The following is a 24,240-nucleotide window of genomic DNA, read 5'->3' on the forward strand; positions in this document are numbered from 1 at the left end:
ACAAAACGCTTCCAAATCCAAGCCCGTCAACGCCCGCATTTGGCGGTCGTCTGTAATCGTATTCACATCTAGCATGCCCAAAAATACTATTTGGGAACAACTCTAGTAGATAAGTAGTCATGAAGACGGGTAAAGAAGTAACGGGCAAAAATAAGGCAAAGCCGGGGTGCTGCAGCTATGAGACGGCGGAAAGGACAATAGTTGCGTCGGCCCGGGATATAAAGCATGGTAGGCACTGCGAAGGAGCCCCAGCAGCCGCCCGCGGCGGCGGCGCAGGGCGGAGGTTACTGCTGCATCAGCCGGCCCACCAGCCGACCCTGCGCGGTGGGCACCAGCACGGCATACACTCCGGCCGGAAGTCGGGGCAGCCGCGTGGGCTGCCCCGGGCGAACAAGCAGCGTGGCCACCACCTGCCCCAGCGCGTTACGGACCTCGGCCGTCAGCGGACCGGGACTGCCGGGGCCCGTAAGTTCCAGCGTGGCCGGGCCGGCCGTCGGGTTGGGATACAGGCTCAGGCGCAGGGCCGGAAGCTGGCCCGCCGTAGTGGCCAGCGGAATAACCAGGAAGCTGCCAAAGTTGAAGCGCCGCTGATTTATCAGTTGTCCGCCACTGCTGCCGGTGGCCAGCTGCTCATCCCGGCGCAGCACCACGTGCTGGGCGTCGTAGGTGAGCAGGGCGTGGTACCGGTCGTTGAGGATCCAGGCGGTGCCGTCCCAGGTTTCGTGTAGCAGGTCCGTCTGGTTGTCGTAGGCGTCGTAGGTATCGGTGGTGCGTGCGTCGTTCAGCCAGGGGCCGCTGGGGTTGGGCCGCAGCTCGGTGATGGCCACACTGCTGCCGTTGGGCTGGTAGGCCGCCGTCAGGCGCTGCACGCTCACCCAGACCGCATTGATGGGAATCTGTACTTCCAGGCTGAGCGGCAGCTGCCGCTCAGCGCTGTGCCACACAATGGCCGTCACCCGCGACTCGTCCTGCCACTGCCCGGCGTTCCAGCGCTGGACCGTAAACTCGGTGTAGGGCCCCGCCACCGGCACTTTGTAGGACACCCGGTAGTCGTCGGCGAAAGTTGTGGTAGCGGCGTCGAAAGTCTGGACTACCTGCTGGGCCAGGAAGTTGCCGGCCGTGTAGGTATTAACGTAGCGGGAGCCAAACGTGGTGCTCCAGGCCCCGCTGATCCAGTCCTGGCCCAGCTCTTCGGTGGCATTGCCCTGGGCATCAAAAGCGGTGGTTTGCCGGAAAGAATTGGTCCAGGCCGTGCCGAAGTAATCCTGCTGCAGGGCTTCGGTGAGCTGGTTTTGGGCATTGTAAGTGTACTGCAGGCGGAAGCTGGGAACGGCCGTAGCCGAGTCGGCCCGGGTTTCCAGACTGGGCTGGCCCTGGGCGTTGTAGGCATACAGGATAACCTGCGGGTCCTGCCACGCGCCGGCAGCAGCGTTCCAGTCGTAGACGACCCCGCGGCCGGGCCGGGTAAGGCTGGTCTGGCCGGGCCGCCGGGCCGGGCTGGGGGCCGCCGCCAGCCGTAGCCGGGGGGAGTAGTGCTGCAAAGCGGCTTCGAGCCGCGTGGGCGCCGGGGCCGGCAGGTGGCGGGTTTGGGCCGCCCCGGGAGTGAGGCTTGCCAGCAAAGGCAGCAGCAGAACAAGCAGGCAGAGCGTTTTCATGGCCGGATGGGAAAGCAGGAGGAGAAAAGGACCCGAGCCCGAAAGCTCTATATTGAATTCAGTAAATATAAAAAAATGGCGCTAAGTATTTGATTTTCAGAAGATGTTGCCTGCGGCTATAGTAGGCCAGATACTTTAGTTGTTAGCACGCATGATATTATATATACAATTTGTTATATAAAAAGATGCGAACCAGTTCCGCTGAGCCCGGCCCCCGCCCGCGCGGGCGGGTACTGCAAAAAAGCCCGGCCGAAGCAGTGCTCCGGCCGGGCTTAGGAAAAATCAGGTTCTGCTGCAGACTACCAGCCCGAACGGGCGGGGTGCAGGACTAGAACGTAAAGCGCAGGCTGACGGCGGCATCGTTGTAGAAGCCCGTGTAGCCGTTGAATACTTCGAAGAATGGCTTGTAGTCGACGCCGACCACGAAAGGCAGGTCCTGCAGCTTGTACTCGAGGCCCAGAATAAGGTCGGCGCCCACGGCGAGGTAGGTCGATTCGTCGTAGAAATAGCTGTCCCGGTTGCTCCGCACCAGGTAAATGTCGCCTTTACGGCCTTTGTAGTAGTACCGATCATCGGCGAAGTAGTAGCGGCCCTGGTAGGCGCCGGCGTGAAATCCGGCCCCGTAGTAGAACTGCAGGCCCTGCACGTCGGCCACGCTCAGATGCTTCTCTCCGAGCAGGGTGAGCCGGCCGCCCTTGGCTTTGTATTCCGTCGTGAGCAGGCCTTCGATGGCTACGCCGTTCTTGCCGCTGAGAAAGTGCTTGATGGTAAGGCCCGAGGAATAGCCCCCGCCGCGCAGGCCGATGCCCGTATTGTAGCCGGAGTTGCTGCTGCCGCCGCTTTTGCCACTGCCGGACTTTTTCTTGGACTGGGCATTGGCCAGGAGGCCGGGTAACAAAAGAAGAAGAAAAAAGAAAGTAAACCGCAACTGCTTCATAGGGCAACCCGAAAGGAGAATGATGAAAAGTAGGACAAAAGTAAGCAAACCGCCCTAAACCTGCCGGGTTAATTCGCCTGCTGCCGCTATTTCATCCGAAGAGTGCACCAGCACGCCGCCACCGTCGTCCTCGGCCGCGCGCACCATGGCTCGGGCTACCACGGCCGCCGCCACCGCCCGGTATTTGCGCAGCGGCCCGACCAGCACCGGGTGGAACACGCGCAGCAGCACGGCGCCAAATTGCTCCCCGGTGCGCTTTTCGCCCCGCTCCCCGAGCAGCAGTGAGGGCCGGAAGATGTGGATGGCCCGGAATGGCGTCTGCCGCACGGCCTGCTCCATCTCGCCCTTCACCCGGTTGTAATAGATGCGGGATGCGGGATCCGCACCCATGGCCGACACGACGATGAGCTGGGCGGCGAAGTTAGCGGCCGTCACGGCCGCCAGCTTCACCACGTAGAGGTAATCGACTCTGTAGAACGCCTCCCGGGAGCCGGCCTGCCGCATGGTGGTGCCCAGGCAGCAAAACACGTCGTCGGCGATGAGCGAGAGGCGGTGTTCTTCCAGGTAGTCCAGCTCCAGCACGCGCTGCTCCAGCTTGGGGTGCACGTACGGAACCGGGCGCCGCCCCACGGCAATGACTTTGGCGTACCGGTCGGAGGCCAGCAGCAGGAGCAGCAGCTGCGAGCCGATCAGGCCGCTGGCGCCGGCAATGAGGGCGGTTTTCTGGAGTTTCATAGCGCGGAGGCGAAATCGTCGGGTGGTCGGCGGCCGGGCCTTTCCATACGCAGGAAGGCCGCCCGGGAACGAAACCCGCGCCGAAGAATACAGCGCGGACTATTCTCCGCTTACCAGACGCGTTTCCTCGGCCGAGAGTTGTACCAGGCCGCGCCTGTAGAGCGTGCCCAGCGCCTTTTTAAATACCTTCTTGCTCATGCCCAGCCGCCGGTAGACATCGTCCGGCTCGCTTTTGTCGGACAGCGGCAGCGTGCCGCCGGCTTTGCGCAGTACTTCCAGCAGGGTGTCGGCCGCGTCCAGGGCTTCGTCGTAGCCGGCTTTCTGCAGGCTGATGTCGAGCTTGCCATCGGGGCGCACCTGGCGCACGTAGCCGGTGGGCGTGTCGCCGAGGCGCAGGGGGCGAAACACCTCGTTGTGGTAAAGCAGCCCCTGGTGCACGCCGTTCACGATAACGGGGTAGCCCAGCTCGGTGTCATCGGCCACGAAGAGCGCCACCTGGTCGCCGGCCTGGCCCGGGAAATCCACGTCGGGCAGGTACCGCTCCCACTTGGCGTTGGCCACAATCCGGTCGGACGTCTCGTCGAGGTACACAAATACCGTGACGCGCTGGCCGGGGCGCAGGGCCCGGCGCTGGTTGCGGTAGGGCAGAAAAAGATCCTTTTCCAGGCCCCAGTCCAGGAAAGCGCCTACTTCCGATACGTCGCGCACGGTGAGGGCGGCAAACTCGTTCACCTTGGCCAGCGGCACCAGGTTGGTGGCAATCAGGCGGTCTTCGGAGTCGCGGTACACGAACACGCGCAGCCGGTCGCCGATCTGGGTGCCCTCGGGCACGTACTTGCCGGGCAGCAGCAGGTCGCCGTCGTCGGAGGTGAGGTAGAGGCCGAAGTCGACCGCGCGGGCTACTTCCAGTTCGTTAAAATCGCCGAGCGCAAGCATGGGGCAGTGGTGAAGTGGGGGGATGGGGAAGTCGGGCGGGACGTTCCCCGCCCAAAGGTAACGTTCCTGGCCGGGCCCGCGCTGCTCATTTAGCCCCGGCTACTCGTAGCGCACCAGGCCGGGCTGGCCGAAGCTGAAGTCGCTGAAGTCGTAGTAGGGGCGGGAGCTTTCGAAGATGCGCACGCCGTTGGGCGAGTTTTGCCCGCGCGGGTAAAAGCCCAGCAGAATCTGCACGGTGCGAATGGCGGTGTACTCGTTGCGGAAGCGCAGCCCCAGGCCCAGCCCACTATAGGGCGTCTGGCGGAAAGGCAGCTCGTAGCCGGGCTTGGTGGCCAGCCAGGCGGCATCCAGGAAGCCCACGGCGGCCATGCGGAAGCCCAGAAACGAGACGGGCGTGTACACGGTAGCTTCGTAGTTGATGACAAACCGGCTGGTACCGCGCAGGTTGGTTTCGGGCTGGAAGCCCCGCAGGCCCCGTTCCCCGTCGATGGTCAGCAGCTGGTCGCCGGGGTGGCGGTTGAAGCCGATAACCGAGCGGTTCCAGAAAAAATGGCGCCACTGCCAGTTGCCGGTGTGGTAGAGGCGGGTGAAGTACAGCAGCTCAGTGTGCAGCAGGCCCTGCTGCCAGTCGTTGTCGCGGCTGCGCACGTAGCTGGCAAACTCCCCGCTGAGGTAGAGGTAGCCGCTGCGCACGTTGTAGCCGGCAGTGGAAGCGCGCAGGGCGTAGTAGCGGCGGTTGTCGAGGGCGTTGCGCTCGTAGCCGCCGGTCAGGCTCAGCAGCGTGCCGGTCGGAATGTCCTCGGTGCGGCCGAAGCCGAACAGGTACTTGTCCTTGTAGTAGCGGCGCACGCTGTAGCCCACCGTGCCCAGCATGAGCATATTGTCGCGGAAGCCGGGGTCGGGCCGCAGGGTGTAGTTGGTGTTGATGGCCCGGGCCGCCACGATAACGCGGCCCGGGTTTTCGTAGCCCAGGTCGTAGCTGCGCAGGCGCAGGGCGCGGCCCATCCACATATCCTGCACGTTGTAGCGCAGGGGTACGAATACGTACGGCTCGCCGGGCGGCGGGGCTACCAGCGTCACGCCCTGCTCCACCATATTGAACGAGGCGGCCCCGGCATATTTGGTGTTGACCGAATAAAAGCCCCGCGACACGCCCACGCCGGTTTCCTGGTACTGGTAGGTGTTGCGGTAGCTGGCCTGGGCATTCACGAAGTTGCGGAACGGCACCAGGTAGCTGCCGTCGTAGCTCCAGCTCTGCGACTCGTTGCGGCCGTACTCGAAGCGGTTGCGGAACTGGTGGCCCTGACCCAGGAAGTTCACGTCGCGCAGGGCCACCACGCCCGCGCCCACGTCGCGTAGCTGGATGGAGCCGCCAATGCTGAACAGGTCCTTGGTGATGATCTGCACGTCGACGCTGTCCTGGTTGGTGGTGGCCTCGTTCACAAACACGCGGGCATCCAGGATTTCCGGCGTCTGCCGCAGCAAGCGCTCCGACTCGGCCAGGGCCTGGGGCTTGAGCTCTTCGCCGGTGCGGAACAGCAGCACCTGCCGCACCCGCGAACGGACGGTTTTGATGTGCAGCGCGTTGGCGCTTTTCTCCAGAATGTTTTTGGGCTGCCGCGTCGGGTCGCTGATGCTGTAGCCGAAGGCGTCGAGCGTGCTGATGCTGATGCTGCGGACGACCTTGTAGTTGTGCTGGTCAAACTGCCGGTCGAGCAGCTGGGCGTCAAGGCCGGCGCGGTCCTCGCTGCGGGCCGTGAAGTTGAACAGCACGGACGCTGCCTTGCCGGCAATCGTTTTGCGGCGGGTGTAGTTTTTGAGGCCCAGCAGTACCTTTTCCTGGTCGAAGCGGCGGCGCAGCGAGTCGCTGCGCACCTCGGGCTGGGTGCGGGCCGAGTCGGTGATGATGGGCTTCGCGGGCATGGGCTGCTGAGCCCGCGCCCTGCCGGCCGCGCCCAGCAGCAGCAGGACGCCCAGGCAGCAGCGCAGCAGAAACGAAGAGAAAACGGAGCGGAGCATCATTAATAATTCACAACCCGGCGGCCGGGCCGAAAGTGCAGACCCGGCCGCCGGGTCAGGCTACGGCAAGGTACGAATTGCCCGGCCGGGGCCGCAACTCCCCGCGCCAGATTCAACCGATTTCCCACCCGCGCCAGAAGGGCCCGGGGCGGCAAATAATGCGCCGCTGCCGAAACTTTTCCTAAAAAAATTAGCTTAACAAAGAGTTGCTAAATCCGAAGGCAACAACTATTTTTAAGCCGTAAACCCAGCCTAATGAACGAGCGGATTCAGGAAAAGCTAAGCATATTAGCCGATGCGGCCAAGTACGACGTGTCGTGCTCGAGCAGCGGCGGCAAGCGCAAAAACGAGAACCGCGGCCTGGGCAATGCCGAGGGCATGGGCATCTGCCACAGCTACACCGAAGACGGCCGCTGCGTGAGTCTGCTCAAAATCCTGCTTACCAACCACTGCATCTTCGACTGCGCCTACTGCGTGTCGCGCCGCTCCAACGACGTGAAGCGTGCCGCCTTCACCGTGGACGAAGTGGTGGATCTGACCATGAACTTCTACCGCCGCAACTACATCGAAGGCTTATTTCTGAGCAGCGGCATCTTTTCCTCGCCCGACTACACCATGGAGCGCCTGGTGCGCATCGTGAAAAAGCTGCGCACCGAGCATAAATTCAACGGCTACATCCACGTCAAAGCCATTCCGGGCGCCTCGGAGGAGCTCATTGCCGAAGCGGCGCTGTATGCCGACCGCCTGAGCGTGAACATCGAACTGCCCTCGGAGCTGAGCCTGACCACCCTGGCACCGGAGAAAAACTACCAGGAGATTCTGACGCCCATGGCCCAGATCCGGGACGGCATCCGGCAGAACAAGGAGGAAAAGGCTCTGTTCAAGAAAGTGCCGCAGTTTGCCACCGCCGGCCAGAGCACCCAGCTGATTGTGGGCGCTTCGGCCGAAAACGACCGGCAGATTATCCAGCTCACCGATTCCCTGTACAAAGGCTACGGACTGAAGCGGGTGTACTACTCGGGCTACATCCCGATTACCGACGACGCCCGCCTGCCCCAGCTCACCCAGCCGCCCGTCATCCGGGAGCACCGCCTCTACCAGACCGACTGGCTGATGCGCTTCTACGGCTTCGAGGCCGACGAGATTCTGGACCCCGAGCACCCGTTTCTGGACCTCGAAATTGACCCTAAGCTGGCCTGGGCCCTGCGCAACCGCCACGTGTTTCCGGTGGATGTGAATACGGCCGACTATGAGATGATCCTGCGCATTCCCGGCGTGGGTGCCCGCTCGGCCAAGCGCATTGTGGCCGCCCGGCGCTTCGCTACCATCACCCTCGACCACCTGCACAAATTCGGGGTCGTGCTCAAGCGGGCCAAGTTCTTCCTGACCTGTCGCGGCCAGGCCCTCGAAACGCGCGAGCTCGACGAGCAGACTATCCGCCGCCAGATTCTGTTCGGCGCGGGCTCCGTCCGCTCCGCGCTGGTCACCCAGCAGCTCGACCTGTTTGCTCAGGCCTCTTAATCGGTTTTTGGCAGTTCGTTTTTGGTTTTTGGCCTCCCCTGACTCCTTAATGAACTGCCAAAAACTAAAAACGAATCACCAAAAACCAAAAACGCCATGACCGTCTCCCACCGCGCTGCCGACGCGCCGGCCCTTCCTTTCGAAGCTGTTAAATCCGGTAAAGTAGCCCGTATGGCCTGCTGCTGCAAGCTGGCCGACCTGCTGCCGCTGGTACAGCAGATGCACGCCGCCGCCCGCGCCACCGCCGTGGCCCGGCAGCGTTCCGAAGCGGCTTAGCTCCCGGATTTTTCCTGCCTGCGGCTGCACATCAGCAGTCAGCCTCCACCTCGTATACGGCTTACCCGTCCCCATGAGCGGCTCTTCCCTTTCACGTCCTGCTTCAGTGCCTGCTGCTTCGGCCCCGCGGCCGCAGCGCGCAGTAGCGCCTGCGCTGACGGCGGCTCCTCTGGATTACACTTACGACGGGTCTTTCGAGGGCTTGCTAACGGTGCTGTTTGCCATTTATGACCGGAAGGCGGCGCCCAACAGCATCCAGCCGCCGCAGATGCTGCAGGGCGGCTTATTTGCCCAAACGGTGGCAATTGAAACCCACGAGGCTACCGCGGCCCGGGTGTGGGAAGGCCTGCTGCGGCACATGGATCAGGAGGCGCGCACCCGGCTGTTTCACACCTTTCTGAGTGAGCAGCCCGACCGGGAGCTGGTCATTTTTCGCTACGCCGATCTGGCCATGCGCTCCGCCCGCGACATCTCCGACAACTACGCCGACGACAACGTGCGCCGGGTGCAGCGCCTGGCCCAGCAGATGTACCGCGAAAAGCACCGCATGGAAGCCTTCGTGCGCTTTGAGAAAACTGCCGACGGGCTGTTTCACGCCACCATCGAGCCCGATTTTGACGTGCTGCCGCTCATTGCGCCCCACTTCACCAAGCGCTACGCCGACCAGCGCTGGCTGATTTTTGACAAGCGCCGCCGCTACGGCCTCTACTACGACCTGACCCGCACCGACGTGGTGCAGTTCGAAGCCAACACCCCCCGGCGCCACACCGATATTTCCGCCACGGTGCTCGACGAGCGGGAGCCGCTGTTCAAGCTGCTCTGGCAGTCTTATTTCGACCACGTCAACATCCCGGAGCGGAGGAATATCAAGCTGCACCGCCGCCACATGCCGCTACGCTACTGGAAGTATCTGAGCGAAAAGCAGCCCCGGGAGCAGCGGTGTGAGCCCATCAAAAACAAGCGGCCCGTCACTGGCGCGGGCAGCGCGACCTTACCGCCCGTAAAACCGGTTGACTAAATACGCTGCGCTCACAAAACCCAAGCCGACACCGCACACGCCGGGCCACTGGAAGCTCGTCCAGGCCAGGGCGCCGACAAACGAGCCGGCGGAAGCCCCGATAAAGCAGGCCGTCATATACACCGTATTGAGCCGGCTGCGGGCCTCGGGCAGGAGTACGAAGATGCGGGCTTGGTTGGAAATGTGGGTCATCTGCTGGCCCACGTCCAGAATCACGACGCCGATAATCAGGCCAATGAGGTGGTAGCCACCCACGGCCAGCAGGGCGTAGGCCCCCAGGAACATCACAATGCCAAGGTTGAGGGCATAGTCGGCGCCTTTCTTGTCCGCCGACTTGCCGGCGAAGGACGCGGCAAAGGCCCCACTGGCCCCGATGATGCCGAACAGGCCGGCCACGTCGCTATGGTAATGGTAGGTGCCGCTGTCCAGAAAAAACACCAGCGTAGTCCAGAAGGCGCTGAAGCCGGCAAACATGCAGGCGCCCACCAAAGCCGAGCGGCGTAGCGTGGGCAGGTTTCGGATCAGGGGACCCAGGGATTTGAGCAGGCTGCCATAGCTGCCGGCAAAGGTAGGCTGGCTGCGCGGCAGCATCCGGGCCAGAATGCCGCTTAGCAGTACCATCAGCCCGGCGCCCACCCAGAACATCGTGCGCCACCCGAAGTGGGCGCCCACGTAGCCGCTGATGGTGCGCGACACCAGAATGCCAATCAGCAGCCCGCTCATCACCTTGCCGATAACCCGGCCCCGCTCTTCGTCGCTGGCCAGGGAGGCAGCCATCGGAATCAGCAGCTGGGGCACGGCGCAAAAGATGCCGATCAGCAGGCTCGCCAACGCCAGCAGGGCAAACGTGGGCGCAAAGGCCGCCCCGGCCAGGCACACTGCCGAGCAGAGCAGCAACCCCAGAATCAGGCTCTTGCGCTCCCGCTTGTCGCCCAGTGGCACCACAAACAGCAGGCCCAGGGTGTAGCCAATCTGGGTGACGGTGGCTACCAGGCTCACCCGGCTGTCGGACACGCCGAACGTCTTGCCGATTTCGGCCAGCAGGGGCTGGTTGTAGTAGATGTTGGCTACTACCAGGCCGCAGGTGATGGCCATCAGCCACACCAGCGCCGGGGCCAGGGGAATCGGGGGAGTGGTAGGACGAAGATCTTCGGGCACAAGCTCGGCTTGCGCCGCTGCAGCTACTTTCATCAGGGCGAATTAGCACCGCGGCGACAAGTGCCGCTGGCGGAGTTGGCCCCGGTAAACAGGTTGGGCGGCGGGAAGGTTGGCGTCGGGGGGATATTCAGTTCCGAAACGAGCATGTAGCCCTAGCCCCGGGCGGCCGCCGGCAAAGGTTGGCGCAGCTACCCAGGCGCCGGGTGCTCAGCGCCGAAGCGGGCAGGAGTGCTCCGCAGCTGGCGGTCAGAAAACTTTGCTACGACGCGGCATACTGCTTTTTGTACAAGCCCGGCGTCACGCCTTCGTACTGCTTGAACAGCTTCTGAAAATAGGCCGTGTTGTTGAAGCCGGCCCGGAAGCATACGTCGGCTACGGAGCTGAGCGGGTGGCGCAGCAGGCGCTTGGCTTCGGCAAGGCGCTCCTGAATGATGTACTCAATGGGCGTGAGGCCCAGCTCCCGCTTGAATACCCGGAAGAAGGTCGCTTTGCTCATGCAGGCCAGCTCCGAGAGCTTTTCCACCGTGAGCTGCTCGGTGAGGTGCTGCTTGATGTACTGCACCACGTGGGCGAAGCGGTGGGAGGTAGCGTGCTGCTGGTAGTTGTGAAAAATCAGGTTCCGGGCCTGGGTCTGCATCAGGCGCACCAGCATTTCCTGAATGGTGAAGTTGGCCAGCACGTCCTTGATGCGGCCCGTGTCGCGGCTGAGCTGCACGAGGCGCTCCAGCGTGCCGGTCAGCTCGGGCGTATTCTGAAAGTGGGCGTGGTCAGCCGCATCGAGGTGCCAGGGCAGATGCTCCTCGGCCCGCGGGTGCTCCTCGTTGAGCAGGTCGATGGTCTGGCGGATGGTGTCGGTGGGAATAGCCACGGCCAGGCACTGGGTAGGATGGGCTTCGTCGGCCTCGGGGAAGTCGATGACCATCGTCTGATCTTCCCCGACGATAACCGATTCGCCGGGCAGATACTCGAAGGCGGGCCGGCCGGCCAGGTGCATCACCTTTTTGCCCCGCAGCATCGTCGTCAGCACCAGGCTGCCCATGCTCAGGGGCACGCGGTGGGCCCGCTGGTGGGTTTCGAACACGTTCAGCTCAAACGCGTCCAGGCTGTACACCGTGCGATTCTCAACCAGCGTGGAAAGCTGGGCAGCAGGGTGCAAAGGCAGCGCGGCGGGCAGGTGGACGGAAGGCATGGGCGGCGGACTTGGACGGAGAAGAGACTCGGAAGCGGGAAGCCTGTTTCTAAGGTAGTAAGTACTCACCAAAGTTGCGACGATAGGCCGCTTTTGTGCGACGATAAGAGAGCTGTCGGAGCCGGGAAGTAGGCTAGCTTGGACCAGTCAAGTCCGCACGTATTCCCACTCCTAAAAACCACTTCATGGAAACGTTAGAAAACCCCTCCACACTCGTTGCCCGCCCCAAGTTTAAGTCGCACTACGACAACTTCATTGGGGGCAAGTGGGTGGCGCCGGTGAAAGGTCAGTACTTCGATAATCCTTCGCCCATCGACGGCAAGGCGTTCTGTAAAGTAGCCCGCAGCACCAAGGAGGACATTGAGCTGGCCCTCGACGCGGCCCACGAAGCGTTCAAAACCTGGGGTAAGGCGTCGGCCGCTACGCGCAGCAACGTGCTGCTGAAGATTGCCGACATCATGGAGGCCAACCTGGCCCACCTGGCGGCGGTCGAAACCGTGGAAAACGGCAAGGCCATCCGCGAAACCATGGCCGCCGACCTGCCGCTGGCCATCGACCACTTCCGCTACTTCGCGGGCGTGATCAGGGCCGAGGAAGGCTCGGCCACGGAGCTCAACGAAACCACCCTCTCGCTCGTGATTCAGGAGCCGCTGGGCGTGGTCGGGCAGATCATTCCCTGGAACTTCCCGCTGCTGATGGCGACCTGGAAAATTGCGCCGGCCCTGGCGGCCGGCTGCTGCGTGGTGGTGAAGCCCGCCGAGCAGACGCCCGCCAGCATTATGGTGCTGATGGAGCTGCTGCAGGACGTGATTCCGCCGGGCGTGCTGAACGTGGTGAACGGCTTCGGCCTGGAAGCCGGCAAGCCGCTGGCCAGCAACAGGCGCGTGCAGAAGGTGGCCTTCACGGGCGAAACCACCACCGGCCGCCTGATCCTGCAGTACGCCGCCGAAAATATCATTCCCGTGACGATGGAGCTGGGCGGCAAGTCGCCGAACATCTTCACCAAGTCGGTGATGGACCACGACGACGACTTCCTCGACAAGTGCCTGGAGGGTGCGGCCATGTTTGCCCTGAATCAGGGCGAAATCTGCACCTGCCCCTCGCGCCTGCTGATCCACGAGGATATCTACGAGGCCTTCATGCCCCGGCTGATTGAGCGCGTGAAAGCCATTAAGCTCGGCCATCCGCTCGACCCGGAAACCATGATGGGCGCCCAGGCCAGCAACGACCAGTATGAGAAGATTCTGAGCTACCTCGAAATCGGTAAGGCCGAAGGTGCCGAAGTGCTGACCGGCGGCGACGCCCACCGTACCCACGAGCATGAGGAGCTGACCGACGGCTACTACATCCAGCCCACCATCTTCCGCGGCCACAACAAAATGCGGATTTTCCAGGAGGAAATCTTCGGCCCGGTGCTGTCCGTGGCCACGTTTAAAGACAACGACGAGGCCATTGAGATGGCCAACGACACGCTCTACGGCCTCGGCGCCGGCCTCTGGAGCCGCGACGCGCACGAGCTGTACGCCATGCCCCGGGCCATTCAGGCCGGCCGCGTGTGGGTCAACTGCTACCACGACTACCCTGCGGGCGCACCCTTCGGCGGCTACAAGGCTTCGGGCTTCGGCCGCGAAAACCACAAGATGATGCTGGCCCACTACCGCCAGACCAAGAACATGCTCATCAGCTACAGCCAGCAGAAACTGGGCTTCTTTTAAGCCACTGCTCCGGCCGTAGCCGTTAGTAAAAGAACGTCATGCGGAGCCCCGCGAAATGCTTTTGCCGCCACGGTAACTTTGATTACGCGTGGGGTGACGCAGCTTCGACCGGCTGCGCATGGCGTTCTACTGTTTTCTGGATTTTTCCCCGCTCCAATGTCTTCCGAACCAACTCCCCGCGTGCTGGCCACCCCCGCCGCCGAGGCCACCATCGACCTGTTGCGCGACGAAAACGGCCCACTGATGTTTCACCAGAGCGGCGGCTGCTGCGACGGCTCGTCGCCGATGTGCTTTGCCAAAGGCGAGTTCCGCATCGGCGGCAACGACGTGTGGCTGGGCCAGATTCACGGCTGCGACTTTTTCATGAGCACCAGCCAGTTCGAGTACTGGAAGCATACCCAGCTCACCATCGACGTAACCAAGGGCCGGGGCGCGAGCTTCTCGCTGGAAATCCCGCTCGGCGTCCGCTTCCTGATTCGCTCCCGGCTGTTTACGGAGGAAGAATCCAGGCACATGGCGCCGGTGCACCAAGGCGAAGAGTACCTGGAGCGCCCGGCGCAGGCGTAGGCCCGGCGCAGGATGAGCCAAAAGAAGGCCCCGGCAACTACTTGCCGGGGCCTTTTGCGTATCAGCGTGCATGAACTCAGAACTACTGCTGCAGGTACAGGACAGCTTCAGCCTCACCGGCCTGGGCGTGCTGCTGGTGGCGGCCGGGCCGCAGCCGGGCCTGGCAGAGCTGGACCTGCATACCGTCTGGGAAGTACAGCTCGTTTTTCCCGACGGCCGGCAGGAGGTGGCCACGGCCAGCGTGGAGGAAATAACCCGCCCGGCTGATACGCCGGACGCCGAAGCTACCCCGGTGCGGGCGCTGCTGCTCACCCACGAAAATGCAGCTGCGGTAGCCGTTGGTACGCGGGTGTATCGGTGCGCCCGGCCCACAAAGTAAAAGCCCCTCACGCACGGTAGCGTGAGGGGCTTTTAGGAATGAGCAGCGCAGGACTACCGAACCCGCACGGGCAGGCCTTCCAGCTGGGCGTAGCTGAGCTTCCAGACGCCTTTGGGGTTCTTCTTCCAGAGCAGGATGAAGTTGCCTTCGCCCTGGCCCATGGGCACGCCGGGCGTGGTCGGGATGACGTCCACGTTGTAGGTGCCGCCTTCGTAGGCCGTCTGCACGTCGGTGGCGGAGCTGGCCACGTTCAGGCGCAGGTTGGAGATAGTGCCCATCGTTTCGCGCACCCAGCGGTTCGATACCTCCGAGCGGCCCTGGAAGTGGGTTTCGCCCTGCAGGAAGTGCACGTCGTCGGCAAACATGGTATCAAGCTGGATGGCATTTTTGCTGTTCCAGGCGCTGATAAACTGCTGATTCAACGCCTGGGCCGTAACGCCCGCCGCGGCGGTATCAGCCGTCTTGGTGCAGGAGGTGGCGAGGGCCGCGGTGAGGGGCAGCATCCAAAGAAGGGACTTCATAAAACCAGGTTTTGGTGAACGATGTAAAAGAGTTTCGCCGACTCCGGCACGGGGCTGGAGTCGGCGAAAGTAGCGGAAAATCAAACTTACCAGCTCTTTCTGCGCACTTCCGAGGTAGAGTAAGCGCTGTTCCGGTCACCGTACGACTCGTTAGGCAGGTAGCCAGCGGCTACGGGGCCGTTGCTGGCAGTCAGCATCATGGGCGTAGAGGTAGCGGCAAAGCCATTGGCCATGGCCGGATACTGCTGCTGCTGCTTGGCCTGCGCCAGCTCCGCCTTCCGCTCGGCGGCATCTACGCGGCGGGCCAGGGCCGTCCGCTCCGCCCGCTCGTTGGCGGCGCGGTTGGCGGCAGACTGGCGGGCAGCAGCGGCGGCAGCGGCTTGCTTGCGCTTGTTGTCGGTGCGCTTGCCGATGGCATAGCCAACCCCGGCGCCGGCCACCCCCCCTACAGCTCCACCCACTACGCGGTTACGCTTGTGGATGATGGCACCGGCGGCCCCACCGCCCAGCGCGCCGATAACGGCTCCTTTGGCCTGCGGGCTCCATTTACCATCCTGAGCCTGGGTTTGCTTGCTGAAGACAGCCGTAACCATCATTACCAGGGCGAGAATCCAACTGAACTTTTTCATGGCTAAATCTTTAGGGGGTTAAGCAACCGGAGTGGTCAGTTCTGCGGTGACTTTTGCAAGCACCGTGCCAACTCAGCTGCCGGGTCCGACCGGTGTGGGCTGCCTATACGAAATCCGGCAGGCATAAGGTTTTGCCGCCCGCCTCAGGCTGCGGATGCTCCGCCCGAGGCTTTTTAGCCGTTTCAGGCCGCTGGCAAGGGTTACCGGGTCAGCCAGCCGTTGGCGTCGAGCCAGTTCTGAAGCCGGTCTATCCACTGGTCCTTGGTGGTCTTGTTGGTCAGCCCGAAGCCGTGGCCGCCTTGGGGGTAGAGGTGCATTTCGGCCGGCACGCCCTGGCTCAGGCAGGCTTCGTAAAAGCGGATGCTGTTGCGCACGGGCACCGTTTTGTCGTCGGCGGCGTGGACCAGAAAGGTGGGCGGCGTCTGGGGCGTTACCTGCTGCTCGTTGGAATACAGGCGAATCTGGTCGGGTGTGGGCGCGTCGCCGAGCAGGCTTTTGCGGGAGCCGGCGTGGGCCAGGCTGTCGGTGAAGCTGATGACGGGGTAGAGCAGCACCAGGAAGTCGGGCCGGACGGAGGTGTTGTCGGTAGCTTCGCCGGCGGGCTTGCTGAAGTGGGTGCCGGCGGTGGAAGCCAGGTGGCCGCCGGCCGAGAAGCCCAGCAGGCCGATGCGGGCGGGGCTTACGCCGTACTCGGCGGCCCGCTGCCGCACCAGCCGCAGGGCCTGCTGGGCGTCCAGGAGCGGGGCCGTGGCCTTGTCGGGCTGGCTCTGGTCGTTGGGCAGGCGGTACTTGAGCACGAAGGCGGTGATGCCCATTTCGGTGAGGCGCCTGGCCACGTCGGAACCCTCATTGTCCATCGACAGCCGCACGTAGCCGCCGCCGGGGCAGATGATGACGGCCGTGCCGTTGGCCTTGTCCTTGGCCGGCCGGAACACCTGCAGCGTGGGCTGCACCACGCTGGACACCCGCACCCCGCCGCCGGGCAGCGTGAGGCTGGTTTCCTTCAGGTCGCTGGCAATGGAGTTGGGGATGGTCCCGCTGTAGAGCGACACCACCGCCTGGGCCGAGGCCAGCTGGGAAGCCGCTCCGAGCATCACGAGGGTAACAAGTAGCTTTTTCATGGGAAGAAATAGGTTGGAAGACCCAAGATAGGCGGCACTCCACGCCCCCGCCAGTCGCCGGCACCCCGGAAGCCCGCGGCGGCGGCGCAACCCTTGTCCGAAGCCTGCTGCCTGACAACCCTGCCAGTATTGCTGTCTTCTAAAAGGCTGCGGATGGTGTCAGCATTGTTGCAACATCCATCCAGAGGCTTTCGGGTGGCAGCAGCACCGGTGCAAGGGGGCTCTCGTGCCCTCAGGTCAGGCCCTGCACCAGTGCAGGACAACTCCCAAGCCCTTTGGATAAGGTCGGCACCGGTGCAGGGCTGATGCTAAGCCCTTCGGATAGCCTCTGCACCGGTGCAGGACGGGTTCCGGGGGCTCCGCCTAGCTTTTGCACCGGTGCAGACCCTATCCAGCCGCCTTCGGATAGTATCTGCACCGGTGCAAAAGCTAGGCGGTGGGCGCTACGGGTGAAGCAGCGGGCTTGCGCTGTCCTACCCGCTGCGTATTGCGCTGGGGCAGCTTACTGTAGTCGAAGTAGGTGGGGGCTTTGGCGCGCTCCTGGCGGTGGACGTAGAGGGCCGCGCAATGCACGGCCCACAAGGCGTCGGCTAGCACCAGGGCATCGGGACCCAGGGCCGAAATGGTGTCCTTCACGGCCTTGCTGCCCTGGTTTTTGGTGGCGGTAGCATCGGTATAGGCCGTGAGCAGGACGCGGGTCTGGGCGCCGGCAGCCTGCAGCGTGGCATCATCGTGCTTTTCCAGCTGCTCTACGTAGGCAGTGTAGCGGGTGAGGCGCCTGGCCTTCGACGCCTGGGTGAGGCCGCTGAGCTTGTCGGGGTAAAACAGGGCCTGCTCGGTGGGATGGTCGTAGAAGCGCGGCTGAAGCAGCCGCTTGTTGGTGGCCTGCACCAGCTTTTTCAGGCTTTCGAAGGCCTGGTCTTCGGTCTGGGTGCCGCTCTGGCGCCGGCCGCTGCCGGAGGTACGCCCGCTCAGGCTGCTGCGGAAGGCTTCGAGGGCCGCTTGCAGGGCCGGCCGCTCGTCGCGCAACAGTTTGGTGACCGAGGCAGGCCGCAGGGCCTCCAGGGTGAAGTCGGCAAAGGCGGCCAGCGCGTCGCGCGAGGCTTGCAGGCGCCGGAAATGGTTGTCGTACCGTTCGTCGTACATGATGGGGTAAGAAAGAAGGAAGGGGATAGGACAAGTGGCCGGAGCGGGGGATATGCGCGGTGTGTAAGGAGGCCCGGGCCAGGCGGATAGGGTAGCGGTAAGGGCTTGAATTTGAACAGAAAATAGCAATTTCGCAATACTGCCAGAGGCCGGACAGTTAATTTTCTTTGCCGGGGAATTGCAGGGCCCGCCCGCCGGGCTTTACCGGGTGCGCGCCGGCCAGCACACCGCCCGCCGCGTGGTGGAGTAAGCACCGGCTACGGTTTGCACCAAGAAAGCCCGCTGCACGCGGCGGGCTTTCTTGGTGGGTGGTAGCTACTGCGTGACCCAGGTCACTTTCTCCTCGATAGGCCTGCGCTGATTGCGGCCGGGTGGCTGCGCCACGTAGCCCAGGTAGAAGAAGCCCAGCAGCTTGTCCTCGGGGCCGAGGCCGAAGAAGGCCCTGACCTCCTCCACGTAGGTGATGCCGCCCGAGCCCCAGTAGCCGCCCACGCCGTGGGCCACGGCCGTCAGGTGCGAATGGGGGCATCGAGCTGAGCAGCAGCAGGCTTAGCAGACAACGCAAAGCCAGGTGGTTTTTCTTCACAGCAAGTAAGCGGAGCCGCCAGCCGCCCCCTGCGGGGCGGCGGCTGGGTTGGCGGTAGCAGGTAAGAATACGGGGAGCGGGCTGCCGACCTGCTTCGTCTCGTTCAGACGGAAGCCGGTGGGTAGAACGAGGCAGGCGCGGAAAGCAGAAAAGGCTTTCAGTCTGACTGCCGGGGCCTTTCTCGGAAAATGACTCCGGACCAGGCCGGATCAGCTTCGCAGAGGCAGCCGAGGGGTGGCCCGGCTTCCGGCGTCACAGCGCCGGTCCGGCGCCGCTACAAGACAGGTAAACACGATTAAATTCGAAAGGTTGTAGTGGGCCTTGCTATTCCCGGTGGCGGCTACAGTTCACTCACCGTCACCCGCACGTCGGTATTGCGGCCGTGGTCGTCGGCGCAGGAAATCTTCAGCGCACCGGGCGGGGGCCGGAAAAACACCCGCTCCGTAGCTCCCGCCGCCCGATAAAACTCGTCGTTGATATACCAGTACACCTGCCGCACCTCGTTGTCGGTGGTGCAGCTGAGCAGGAGCTGTTGCTGCTCACCGCGGTTGAGTACGTACTCGGTGTTGGCCAGCGGGGAGGTGATGCCCGGGGCCCGGTCGCGGCCACCGCGCACCAGCTGGCAGCCGGGGTTGTGGGGCGGCAGCTGCCGGTAGGGCAGGCCCTGGGCGGCTTTGAAGGCCAGCACCTCGGGCAGCAGGTTGGGGTACTGCTCCCGCCGAAACCCCGCGTCCGGCGCGCAGGCGCGGCAGTAGACGTACTGCCCGTCGGCCGAAAGCAGCACCTGCTTCTGGTGCTGGCAGCGTCGGGCGCTGGAAATGCCGGGCAGGAAGTAGTCGATAAGCTGGTTGGGGCAGTCCGGGCCGGGCGGCAAGCCGGTTTCGGTGCACACGAGCCGGAAATCCAGGCTGGTCGGGGGCTGAAACCAGTCGTTGGGAGAGTTGTAGGCCAGGGTGTTGAACAGGTCGAACAGCAGGGGCGTGGCTACTTCGGAGCCGGTGAGGGCCGGGCTGCCCTGCCCGCTGAAGTTGCCTACCCACACCCCGATGGTATACTCCTTATTATATCCTATGCTCCAGGCGTCGCGGCGGCCGTAGCTGGTGCCGGTTTTCCAGGCAATCTTCGGCAGCCGCAGGCTGGTTTCGTAGCCCACCGGCAGGTCGGGGCGGGTGAGCTGGGCCAGGATGTCGGTGATGAGAAAGGCGGCGGCATCGGAGAAAAGGGCCGTCGTCTGGGCCGGGCGGCCGGGCCGGGAACTCGCCCAGCGCAGGGGCGCATAGCGGCCGGCGGCGGCCAGCGTCACGTAGAGGTTGGTCAGCTCCTCGAGCGTAGCGCCGCAGCCCCCGAGTATAGTGCTCAAACCCAGCCGGGGCGCGTCGCGGGCCACGCGGCGGAAGCCGCCGGCGCGGAGCTTCGCCGTGAAGGTGGGTACGCCCAGCTGGGAAAGCACGCGCACGGCCGGAATATTGAGCGAGTACGCCAGGGCCCGGTCCAGGGGCACTTCCCCGGCGCAGCGCTTGTCGAAGTTCTCGGGCTGGTAGCCGTTAAAATTCGTGGGTACGTCGGCCAGCACCAGCTTGGGTGTTACCAGGCCCTTATCCAGGGCCAGGGCGTAGAGCAGCGGCTTCAGGGTGCTGCCCGGCGAGCGGACGGCCTGCACGCCGTCGTTCTGGCCTTTGGTCAGCGCATCCCGAAAATCGGCCGAGCCCACGTAGGCTTCCACGGCGCGGGTGCGGTTGTTGATGACCAGCACGGCCGCGTTGGTGATGCCCAGCCCCTGCAGGCGGCGCACGTAGTTGCGGGTCAGGTCTTCAGCCCGGGCCTGCTTGCCGCGCTGCAGGGTGGAAGCAATGATGGCCTGGCCCGGCTGCTGCCGCACCAGGCGGCGGGCCAGGTGCGGGGCCAGCGCCGGCGCGGCGTGGCGCTGCACGTCGAGGGGCTCCAGCAGCGCATCAGCAATGGCCTGCGGCGGAAATAGCCCCTGCTGCCCGAACCGCCGCAGCCAGCGGTTGCGCTCCTGCTGGATGGCGGCGTTGTGGCGGCCCAGCACCAGGCCCCGCGGCCGGTTCGGGATGATGGCCAGCGTCACCGTCTGGGCCAGCGACAGGTAGTCCGGCGTCTGCTGGAAGTAGAGCAGGGCCGCCGACTTGACGCCTTCCACGTTGCCGCCGTAGGGCACCAGGTTCAGGTAGAGCTGCAGAATCTCGGCCTTGCTGAAGTGGGCTTCCAGCTGCACGGCGCGCAGCATTTCCCGCAGCTTGTTGCCCACAGTCCGCTCCTTGGGCTCCAGCAGCCGCGCCACCTGCATCGTGATAGTGCTGGCCCCGGTGGTGCGCCCCGAGCCCGTCAGGTTGCGCCCGGCGGCCTTGAGGATGGCCAGCGGATTGACCCCGAAGTGGTAGTAGAAGTAGCGGTCTTCCTTGGCAACGATGGTGCGGCGCAGCGCGGGCGTGATTTCGCGCAGCTCGGTTTTCATGCGCCACTTCTGGGTTGGGTTCAGGAAAGCGTGCAGCACCGTGCCGTCGGCGGCCAGCACGATGGGGGAATAGAGCGGCGCCGGCGGCAGCGGAAAAAAACGGTCGAGGGCCCAGCCCAGCCCGGCCAGCGTCAGCAGGAGCCCCAGAAATGCAGCGGGGCGTTTCATGTCTTTAGGATTACTTCGCCCGGGTGGCCGCCGGGAAGATACCGCGCGCTGAATGCCATCAGCGCCCTCCGCTGCCGGATACTGGCTGCCCCGGGCGGGGGTGGCGAAGTGCAAGTTTTGTTCCGCATAGCCCTTTTGTTACGAATATGATAGCGCCAGGAATTGTTGCTTGCTGACTCTGCTGGAAAAAAGAACAATTACTGAGGAATATACTTTTAGTGGTGTTTTGAGCACTTTAGTGTAAATTACACCTTCTCACACTCACCTTTTTTCTTCAAACCTAATTTCGTTCTGCATGAAAAAAATCTTACTCATGAGTTTCATGCTCATGGTCACCCTGTTGCAGCAGGTGACAGCCCAGAACCGGAATATTTCCGGGCGGGTAACCGACCGCCAGTCGGGTGAAGGCCTGCCTGGAGTCACGGTTCTGTTAAAAGGCACTACCAATGGTAATTCCACCAACTCGGACGGCTCTTATACCTTGAGCAATGTGCCCGAAACGGGCGGAACCCTGGTCTTTAGCTCCATTGGCTATCTCACAACCGAGCGTGCTATTGGGACTGAATCCCAAATCAATATTGGTCTGGGCACTGACTCCAAGCAGTTGAGCGAGGTAGTAGTGACGGCGCTTGGTATTGAGCGGGACGTCCGTTCCTTAGGCTACGCCACTCAGGAGGTGAAGGCGGAGCAGTTGTCTCAGAAAGGTACGCCCAACGTGCTAGATGCCTTGCAAGGCAAGGTAGCTGGTGTGAATATTACGGGTGCCAGCGGATTGGCCGGCGCTTCCACTAACATCAACATCCGGGGTATTACTTCCCTGCAGGGTAGCAACCAGCCATTGTTCGTAGTGGATGGAATTCCGATAAGCAACGACCTGGACCGCACCAACGGTGGTCCGTTGGGAAGCTTGGGGGGGGCCCAGACCTCCAACCGAGCCCTCGATATCGACCCTGAGAACATTGAGAGCATCAACATCCTGAAAGGCCCGGCGGCGGCAGCGCTGTACGGTTCGCGGGCTTCGTCGGGTGCCATTATCATCACCACGAAGGGCAACCGGGGCGCTGCTAACAAGAAGACAGAAATAACGGTTACCTCGGGCCTGAACTTTCAAAAGGCGTATGGCCTGCCCGATTTCCAGAATGAGTACGGCCAGGGCATCAACGGGCAGATTATCACTACCGGGGGCAATGGCAACATCTACACGGGTAGTGTAAACTCCTGGGGACCTCGCTTCGGCACTACGCCAACGCTGGCCAATGGCCTGCTGCTGACCCCGGACAATCCTACTGGCAATGCCGCACTGCCTTATCAGCCCTACAAGGACAACATCAACGACTTCTATCGCACGGGCCGCCTGCTCACCAATGGTGTAAACATTGTGGGTGGCACCCCTGAGCAAAACGTATCGTTGAACGTTAATAACTCCGACCAGAAAGGCATTACGGCCAGCTCTTCGCTCAAGCGTACCAGTGCTCAACTCTCCGGTAATATCCGTCTGCTGAATAAGCTGCGGATCGGGGGCTCGGTTAACTTCATCCAGACCAACACCTTCGGTCCGCTGGTGGGCAATGGCAGCAGCGCTTTCGGGCAGCTGATTAATATTCCCCGCAGCTACGATCTGACCAACCTTCCCTACAAGACCGCCACGGAAGCCAATATTTTCTTCCCCGGCAGCGACAACCCACGCTGGAACCTGGAGTACAACCCTACCACATCAAATCTGACGCGTTTTATCAACGTAGCCAACCTCGGCTACGACATCACCCCGTGGCTTAGCGTGGCGTACCGCCTTGGCTACGACACCTACACTGACCGTCGCAAGCAAGTCTTTGCGCCCGGTGCCAACCGCTTGCCTACGGGTCTGGTGCTAGATGAAACCTTCTTCCGCAGCGAGCTGAACGGCGACCTGCTGGTGACCCTGAAAAAGGACGATATCCTCACGCAGGGTCTTAATGCCAATTTGTTGGTGGGGCAAAACGTGAACCAGCGCCGCCTGCAGAACATCTCTTCGCAAGCGGATAACCTGGCTTTCTTCGGCTTTACGAACTCCGTGAACGGGGCCGTGTTCAGCAACGGTACCGGCGAAGAATCGAACGTACGGCGTCTGATGGGCTATTACAGCTCGTTGAACTTGTCTTATAAGGACTACTTGTTTCTGGAACTGACCGGTCGGGCTGACCAGTCGTCTACGCTTCCCAAAGACAACAATACCTTCTTCTATCCGGCAGCTTCGTTTGGTTTCGTATTCACGGATGCGTTTGACATTACCAACGATTACCTGTCTTATGGCAAAATCCGGGGCAATGCCGCCCAAGTCGGACGCGACGCGCTACCTTACCAGCTGCTCACGCCCTACGACCGGGTGACGCTGGGCAACAACGTGGCCAGCCTGAACTTCCCGCTGAACAACGTAGGTGGTTTTGGCATTGACGATCAGCTGGGCAATCCTACCCTGAAGCCCGAGTTCACGAAGTCATATGAAGGTGGTGTCAATCTGGGTTTCTTCAAAAACCGCCTCACCTTCGACCTGACCTACTTCAAGACCATCAGCGACAATCAGATTCTGCCGGTTGCTGTGCCCGCCAGTACGGGCTACCAGACCCGCGTGACCAACGTAGGGCGAGTGGATAACAAAGGCTTTGAAGGATTGGTGAACGTGACACCCATCCGGACCGACAACTTCCGCTGGGATGTGTCTGCCAACTACACGCATTTGCGCAACGAGGTAATCTCTATTGCTCCTGGCGTGCGTGAGGCTCCCATCAACGGCAACGCCTTCACCGGCACCATTCCTTCGTTTGTGGTAGGACAGCCTTATGGTGTGATTCGCGGCAACAAAAAGCCCCGCACGGCTGATGGTAAGTACATCATTGATCCAGCAACCGGCCTGTGGGCAGTGGAAGATCCGAATCAGGTAATTGCTGATCCGAACCCTGACTGGCAGGGTGGCCTCACCAACACGCTTTCCTACCGTGGCATCAACCTGTCGATGCTGGTGGATGCGCGGGTCGGTGGCGACCTGGTATCCTTCACCAACGGGTTCTATCGCTCGCGGGGTGCCCTGGAAGAAACGGGCGTAGACCGCGAAGCTCCCCGGGTGATTCCTGGTGTTATCATCACTTCCCGTAACACAGACGGCTCCATCGCCACTACCCGGCCAAACAACGTTCAGGTAGATGCGCAATCGTACTGGCAGAACTTCGGTCTGCAAAGCGACCTGAACGTGTATGACGCTACCGTTTACCGTCTGCGCGAAGTTTCGTTGGGATACAACCTGCCCAAGGCGGTTCTTTCTAATCTTCCCTTCGGTGCCATCAGCCTGCAATTTGTAGCCCGCAACCTGTTCTACTACGCGCCAAACGCGAACTTCGATCCTGAGTTGAACACCCAAGGAGCAGGCAACATTCGCGGACTCGACATTCAGGGACCTCCGAATACCCGCACGTATGGTGTCAACCTGCGTTTCTCCCTCTAAATCTTCCGCAGCC

At 62.6% G+C, this 24,240-nt stretch carries 20 protein-coding genes; 7 read left to right on the forward strand and 13 right to left on the reverse strand.

The window, feature by feature from the left end; genetic code table 11:
* Positions 1-284: 284 nt before the first annotated feature.
* The 5 genes from ABD842_RS06110 to ABD842_RS06130 form a co-directional block, all read right to left on the reverse strand.
* Positions 285-1,655 carry a T9SS type A sorting domain-containing protein gene (locus ABD842_RS06110; protein ID WP_345111496.1) on the reverse strand — a complete coding sequence of 457 codons (1,371 nt, stop codon included), beginning with the start codon at positions 1,653-1,655 and terminating at the stop codon, positions 285-287.
* Between the two features lie 328 nt (positions 1,656-1,983).
* Positions 1,984-2,553, reverse strand: coding sequence for a hypothetical protein (locus ABD842_RS06115; RefSeq protein ID WP_345111499.1), 570 nt, complete (start codon positions 2,551-2,553; stop codon positions 1,984-1,986).
* A gap of 93 nt (positions 2,554-2,646) precedes the next feature.
* Positions 2,647-3,327: an NAD-dependent epimerase/dehydratase family protein gene (locus ABD842_RS06120; protein WP_345111502.1), complete on the reverse strand. Its 681-nt coding sequence runs from the start codon at positions 3,325-3,327 to the stop codon at positions 2,647-2,649.
* A 99-nt stretch (positions 3,328-3,426) separates the two neighbouring features.
* Positions 3,427-4,263, reverse strand: coding sequence for a CvfB family protein (locus ABD842_RS06125; RefSeq protein WP_345111505.1), 837 nt, complete (start codon positions 4,261-4,263; stop codon positions 3,427-3,429).
* 99 nt (positions 4,264-4,362) lie between these two features.
* Positions 4,363-6,282: a BamA/TamA family outer membrane protein gene (locus ABD842_RS06130; protein ID WP_345111507.1), complete on the reverse strand. Its 1,920-nt coding sequence runs from the start codon at positions 6,280-6,282 to the stop codon at positions 4,363-4,365.
* A 255-nt stretch (positions 6,283-6,537) separates the two neighbouring features.
* On the opposite strand from ABD842_RS06130, the gene ABD842_RS06135 reads away from it, so the two are divergent.
* The 3 genes from ABD842_RS06135 to ABD842_RS06145 all read left to right on the forward strand — a co-directional run bounded on the left by ABD842_RS06135 (position 6,538) and on the right by ABD842_RS06145 (position 9,097).
* Complete coding sequence (locus tag ABD842_RS06135; RefSeq protein ID WP_345111510.1) at positions 6,538-7,803, forward strand: putative DNA modification/repair radical SAM protein; 1,266 nt, start codon at positions 6,538-6,540, stop codon at positions 7,801-7,803.
* Between the two features lie 96 nt (positions 7,804-7,899).
* Positions 7,900-8,079 (forward strand): hypothetical protein, encoded by a 180-nt coding sequence (locus ABD842_RS06140; protein WP_345111513.1) that lies wholly within the window; start codon positions 7,900-7,902, stop codon positions 8,077-8,079.
* Between the two features lie 73 nt (positions 8,080-8,152).
* Complete coding sequence (locus ABD842_RS06145; protein ID WP_345111516.1) at positions 8,153-9,097, forward strand: TIGR03915 family putative DNA repair protein; 945 nt, start codon at positions 8,153-8,155, stop codon at positions 9,095-9,097.
* On the opposite strand, the gene ABD842_RS06150 is transcribed toward ABD842_RS06145, so the two are convergent.
* Positions 9,071-10,288: an MFS transporter gene (locus tag ABD842_RS06150; RefSeq protein ID WP_345111519.1), complete on the reverse strand. Its 1,218-nt coding sequence runs from the start codon at positions 10,286-10,288 to the stop codon at positions 9,071-9,073. The genes ABD842_RS06145 and ABD842_RS06150 overlap by 27 nt on opposite strands.
* A 226-nt stretch (positions 10,289-10,514) precedes the next feature.
* Positions 10,515-11,444: an AraC family transcriptional regulator gene (locus ABD842_RS06155; protein ID WP_345111522.1), complete on the reverse strand. Its 930-nt coding sequence runs from the start codon at positions 11,442-11,444 to the stop codon at positions 10,515-10,517.
* A 185-nt stretch (positions 11,445-11,629) separates the two neighbouring features.
* On the opposite strand from ABD842_RS06155, the gene ABD842_RS06160 reads away from it, so the two are divergent.
* The 3 genes from ABD842_RS06160 (at position 11,630) to ABD842_RS06170 (ending at position 14,105) form a co-directional block, all read left to right on the forward strand.
* Positions 11,630-13,159: an aldehyde dehydrogenase family protein gene (locus ABD842_RS06160; RefSeq protein WP_345111525.1), complete on the forward strand. Its 1,530-nt coding sequence runs from the start codon at positions 11,630-11,632 to the stop codon at positions 13,157-13,159.
* Positions 13,160-13,315: 156 nt separating this feature from the next.
* Positions 13,316-13,726, forward strand: coding sequence for a DUF779 domain-containing protein (locus ABD842_RS06165; protein WP_345111526.1), 411 nt, complete (start codon positions 13,316-13,318; stop codon positions 13,724-13,726).
* 70 nt (positions 13,727-13,796) lie between these two features.
* Complete coding sequence (locus tag ABD842_RS06170) at positions 13,797-14,105, forward strand: hypothetical protein (RefSeq protein WP_345111529.1); 309 nt, start codon at positions 13,797-13,799, stop codon at positions 14,103-14,105.
* Positions 14,106-14,158: 53 nt separating this feature from the next.
* Here the strand turns inward: ABD842_RS06170 and ABD842_RS06175 are convergent, their stop codons facing one another.
* From ABD842_RS06175 to pbpC, 6 genes are all read right to left on the reverse strand, one after another.
* Entirely contained in the window at positions 14,159-14,626 is a 468-nt protein-coding gene (locus tag ABD842_RS06175) for a YybH family protein (RefSeq protein WP_345111531.1), read from the reverse strand.
* An 86-nt stretch (positions 14,627-14,712) separates the two neighbouring features.
* Positions 14,713-15,255 carry a glycine zipper domain-containing protein gene (locus ABD842_RS06180; protein WP_345111533.1) on the reverse strand — a complete coding sequence of 181 codons (543 nt, stop codon included), beginning with the start codon at positions 15,253-15,255 and terminating at the stop codon, positions 14,713-14,715.
* A gap of 200 nt (positions 15,256-15,455) precedes the next feature.
* Positions 15,456-16,376, reverse strand: a complete 921-nt coding sequence (locus tag ABD842_RS06185) for an alpha/beta hydrolase (RefSeq protein ID WP_345111536.1) — start codon at positions 16,374-16,376, stop codon at positions 15,456-15,458.
* A 429-nt stretch (positions 16,377-16,805) separates the two neighbouring features.
* On the reverse strand, positions 16,806-17,522 hold the full coding sequence (locus tag ABD842_RS06190) for a hypothetical protein (RefSeq protein WP_345111539.1): 717 nt from the start codon (positions 17,520-17,522) through the stop codon (positions 16,806-16,808).
* Positions 17,523-17,837: 315 nt separating this feature from the next.
* Complete coding sequence (locus tag ABD842_RS06195; RefSeq protein WP_345111542.1) at positions 17,838-18,026, reverse strand: nitroreductase family protein; 189 nt, start codon at positions 18,024-18,026, stop codon at positions 17,838-17,840.
* 422 nt (positions 18,027-18,448) lie between these two features.
* Positions 18,449-20,752 carry a penicillin-binding protein 1C gene (gene pbpC / locus ABD842_RS06200; RefSeq protein ID WP_345111545.1) on the reverse strand — a complete coding sequence of 768 codons (2,304 nt, stop codon included), beginning with the start codon at positions 20,750-20,752 and terminating at the stop codon, positions 18,449-18,451.
* A 328-nt stretch (positions 20,753-21,080) separates the two neighbouring features.
* Here pbpC and ABD842_RS06205 point away from each other — a divergent pair, with 328 nt between their 5' ends.
* Complete coding sequence (locus ABD842_RS06205; RefSeq protein WP_345111742.1) at positions 21,081-24,227, forward strand: SusC/RagA family TonB-linked outer membrane protein; 3,147 nt, start codon at positions 21,081-21,083, stop codon at positions 24,225-24,227.
* The last annotated feature ends 13 nt before the right edge of the window (positions 24,228-24,240 follow it).

Source organism: Hymenobacter algoricola (assembly GCF_039539525.1).
Classification (GTDB): Bacteria; Bacteroidota; Bacteroidia; order Cytophagales; family Hymenobacteraceae; genus Hymenobacter; species Hymenobacter algoricola.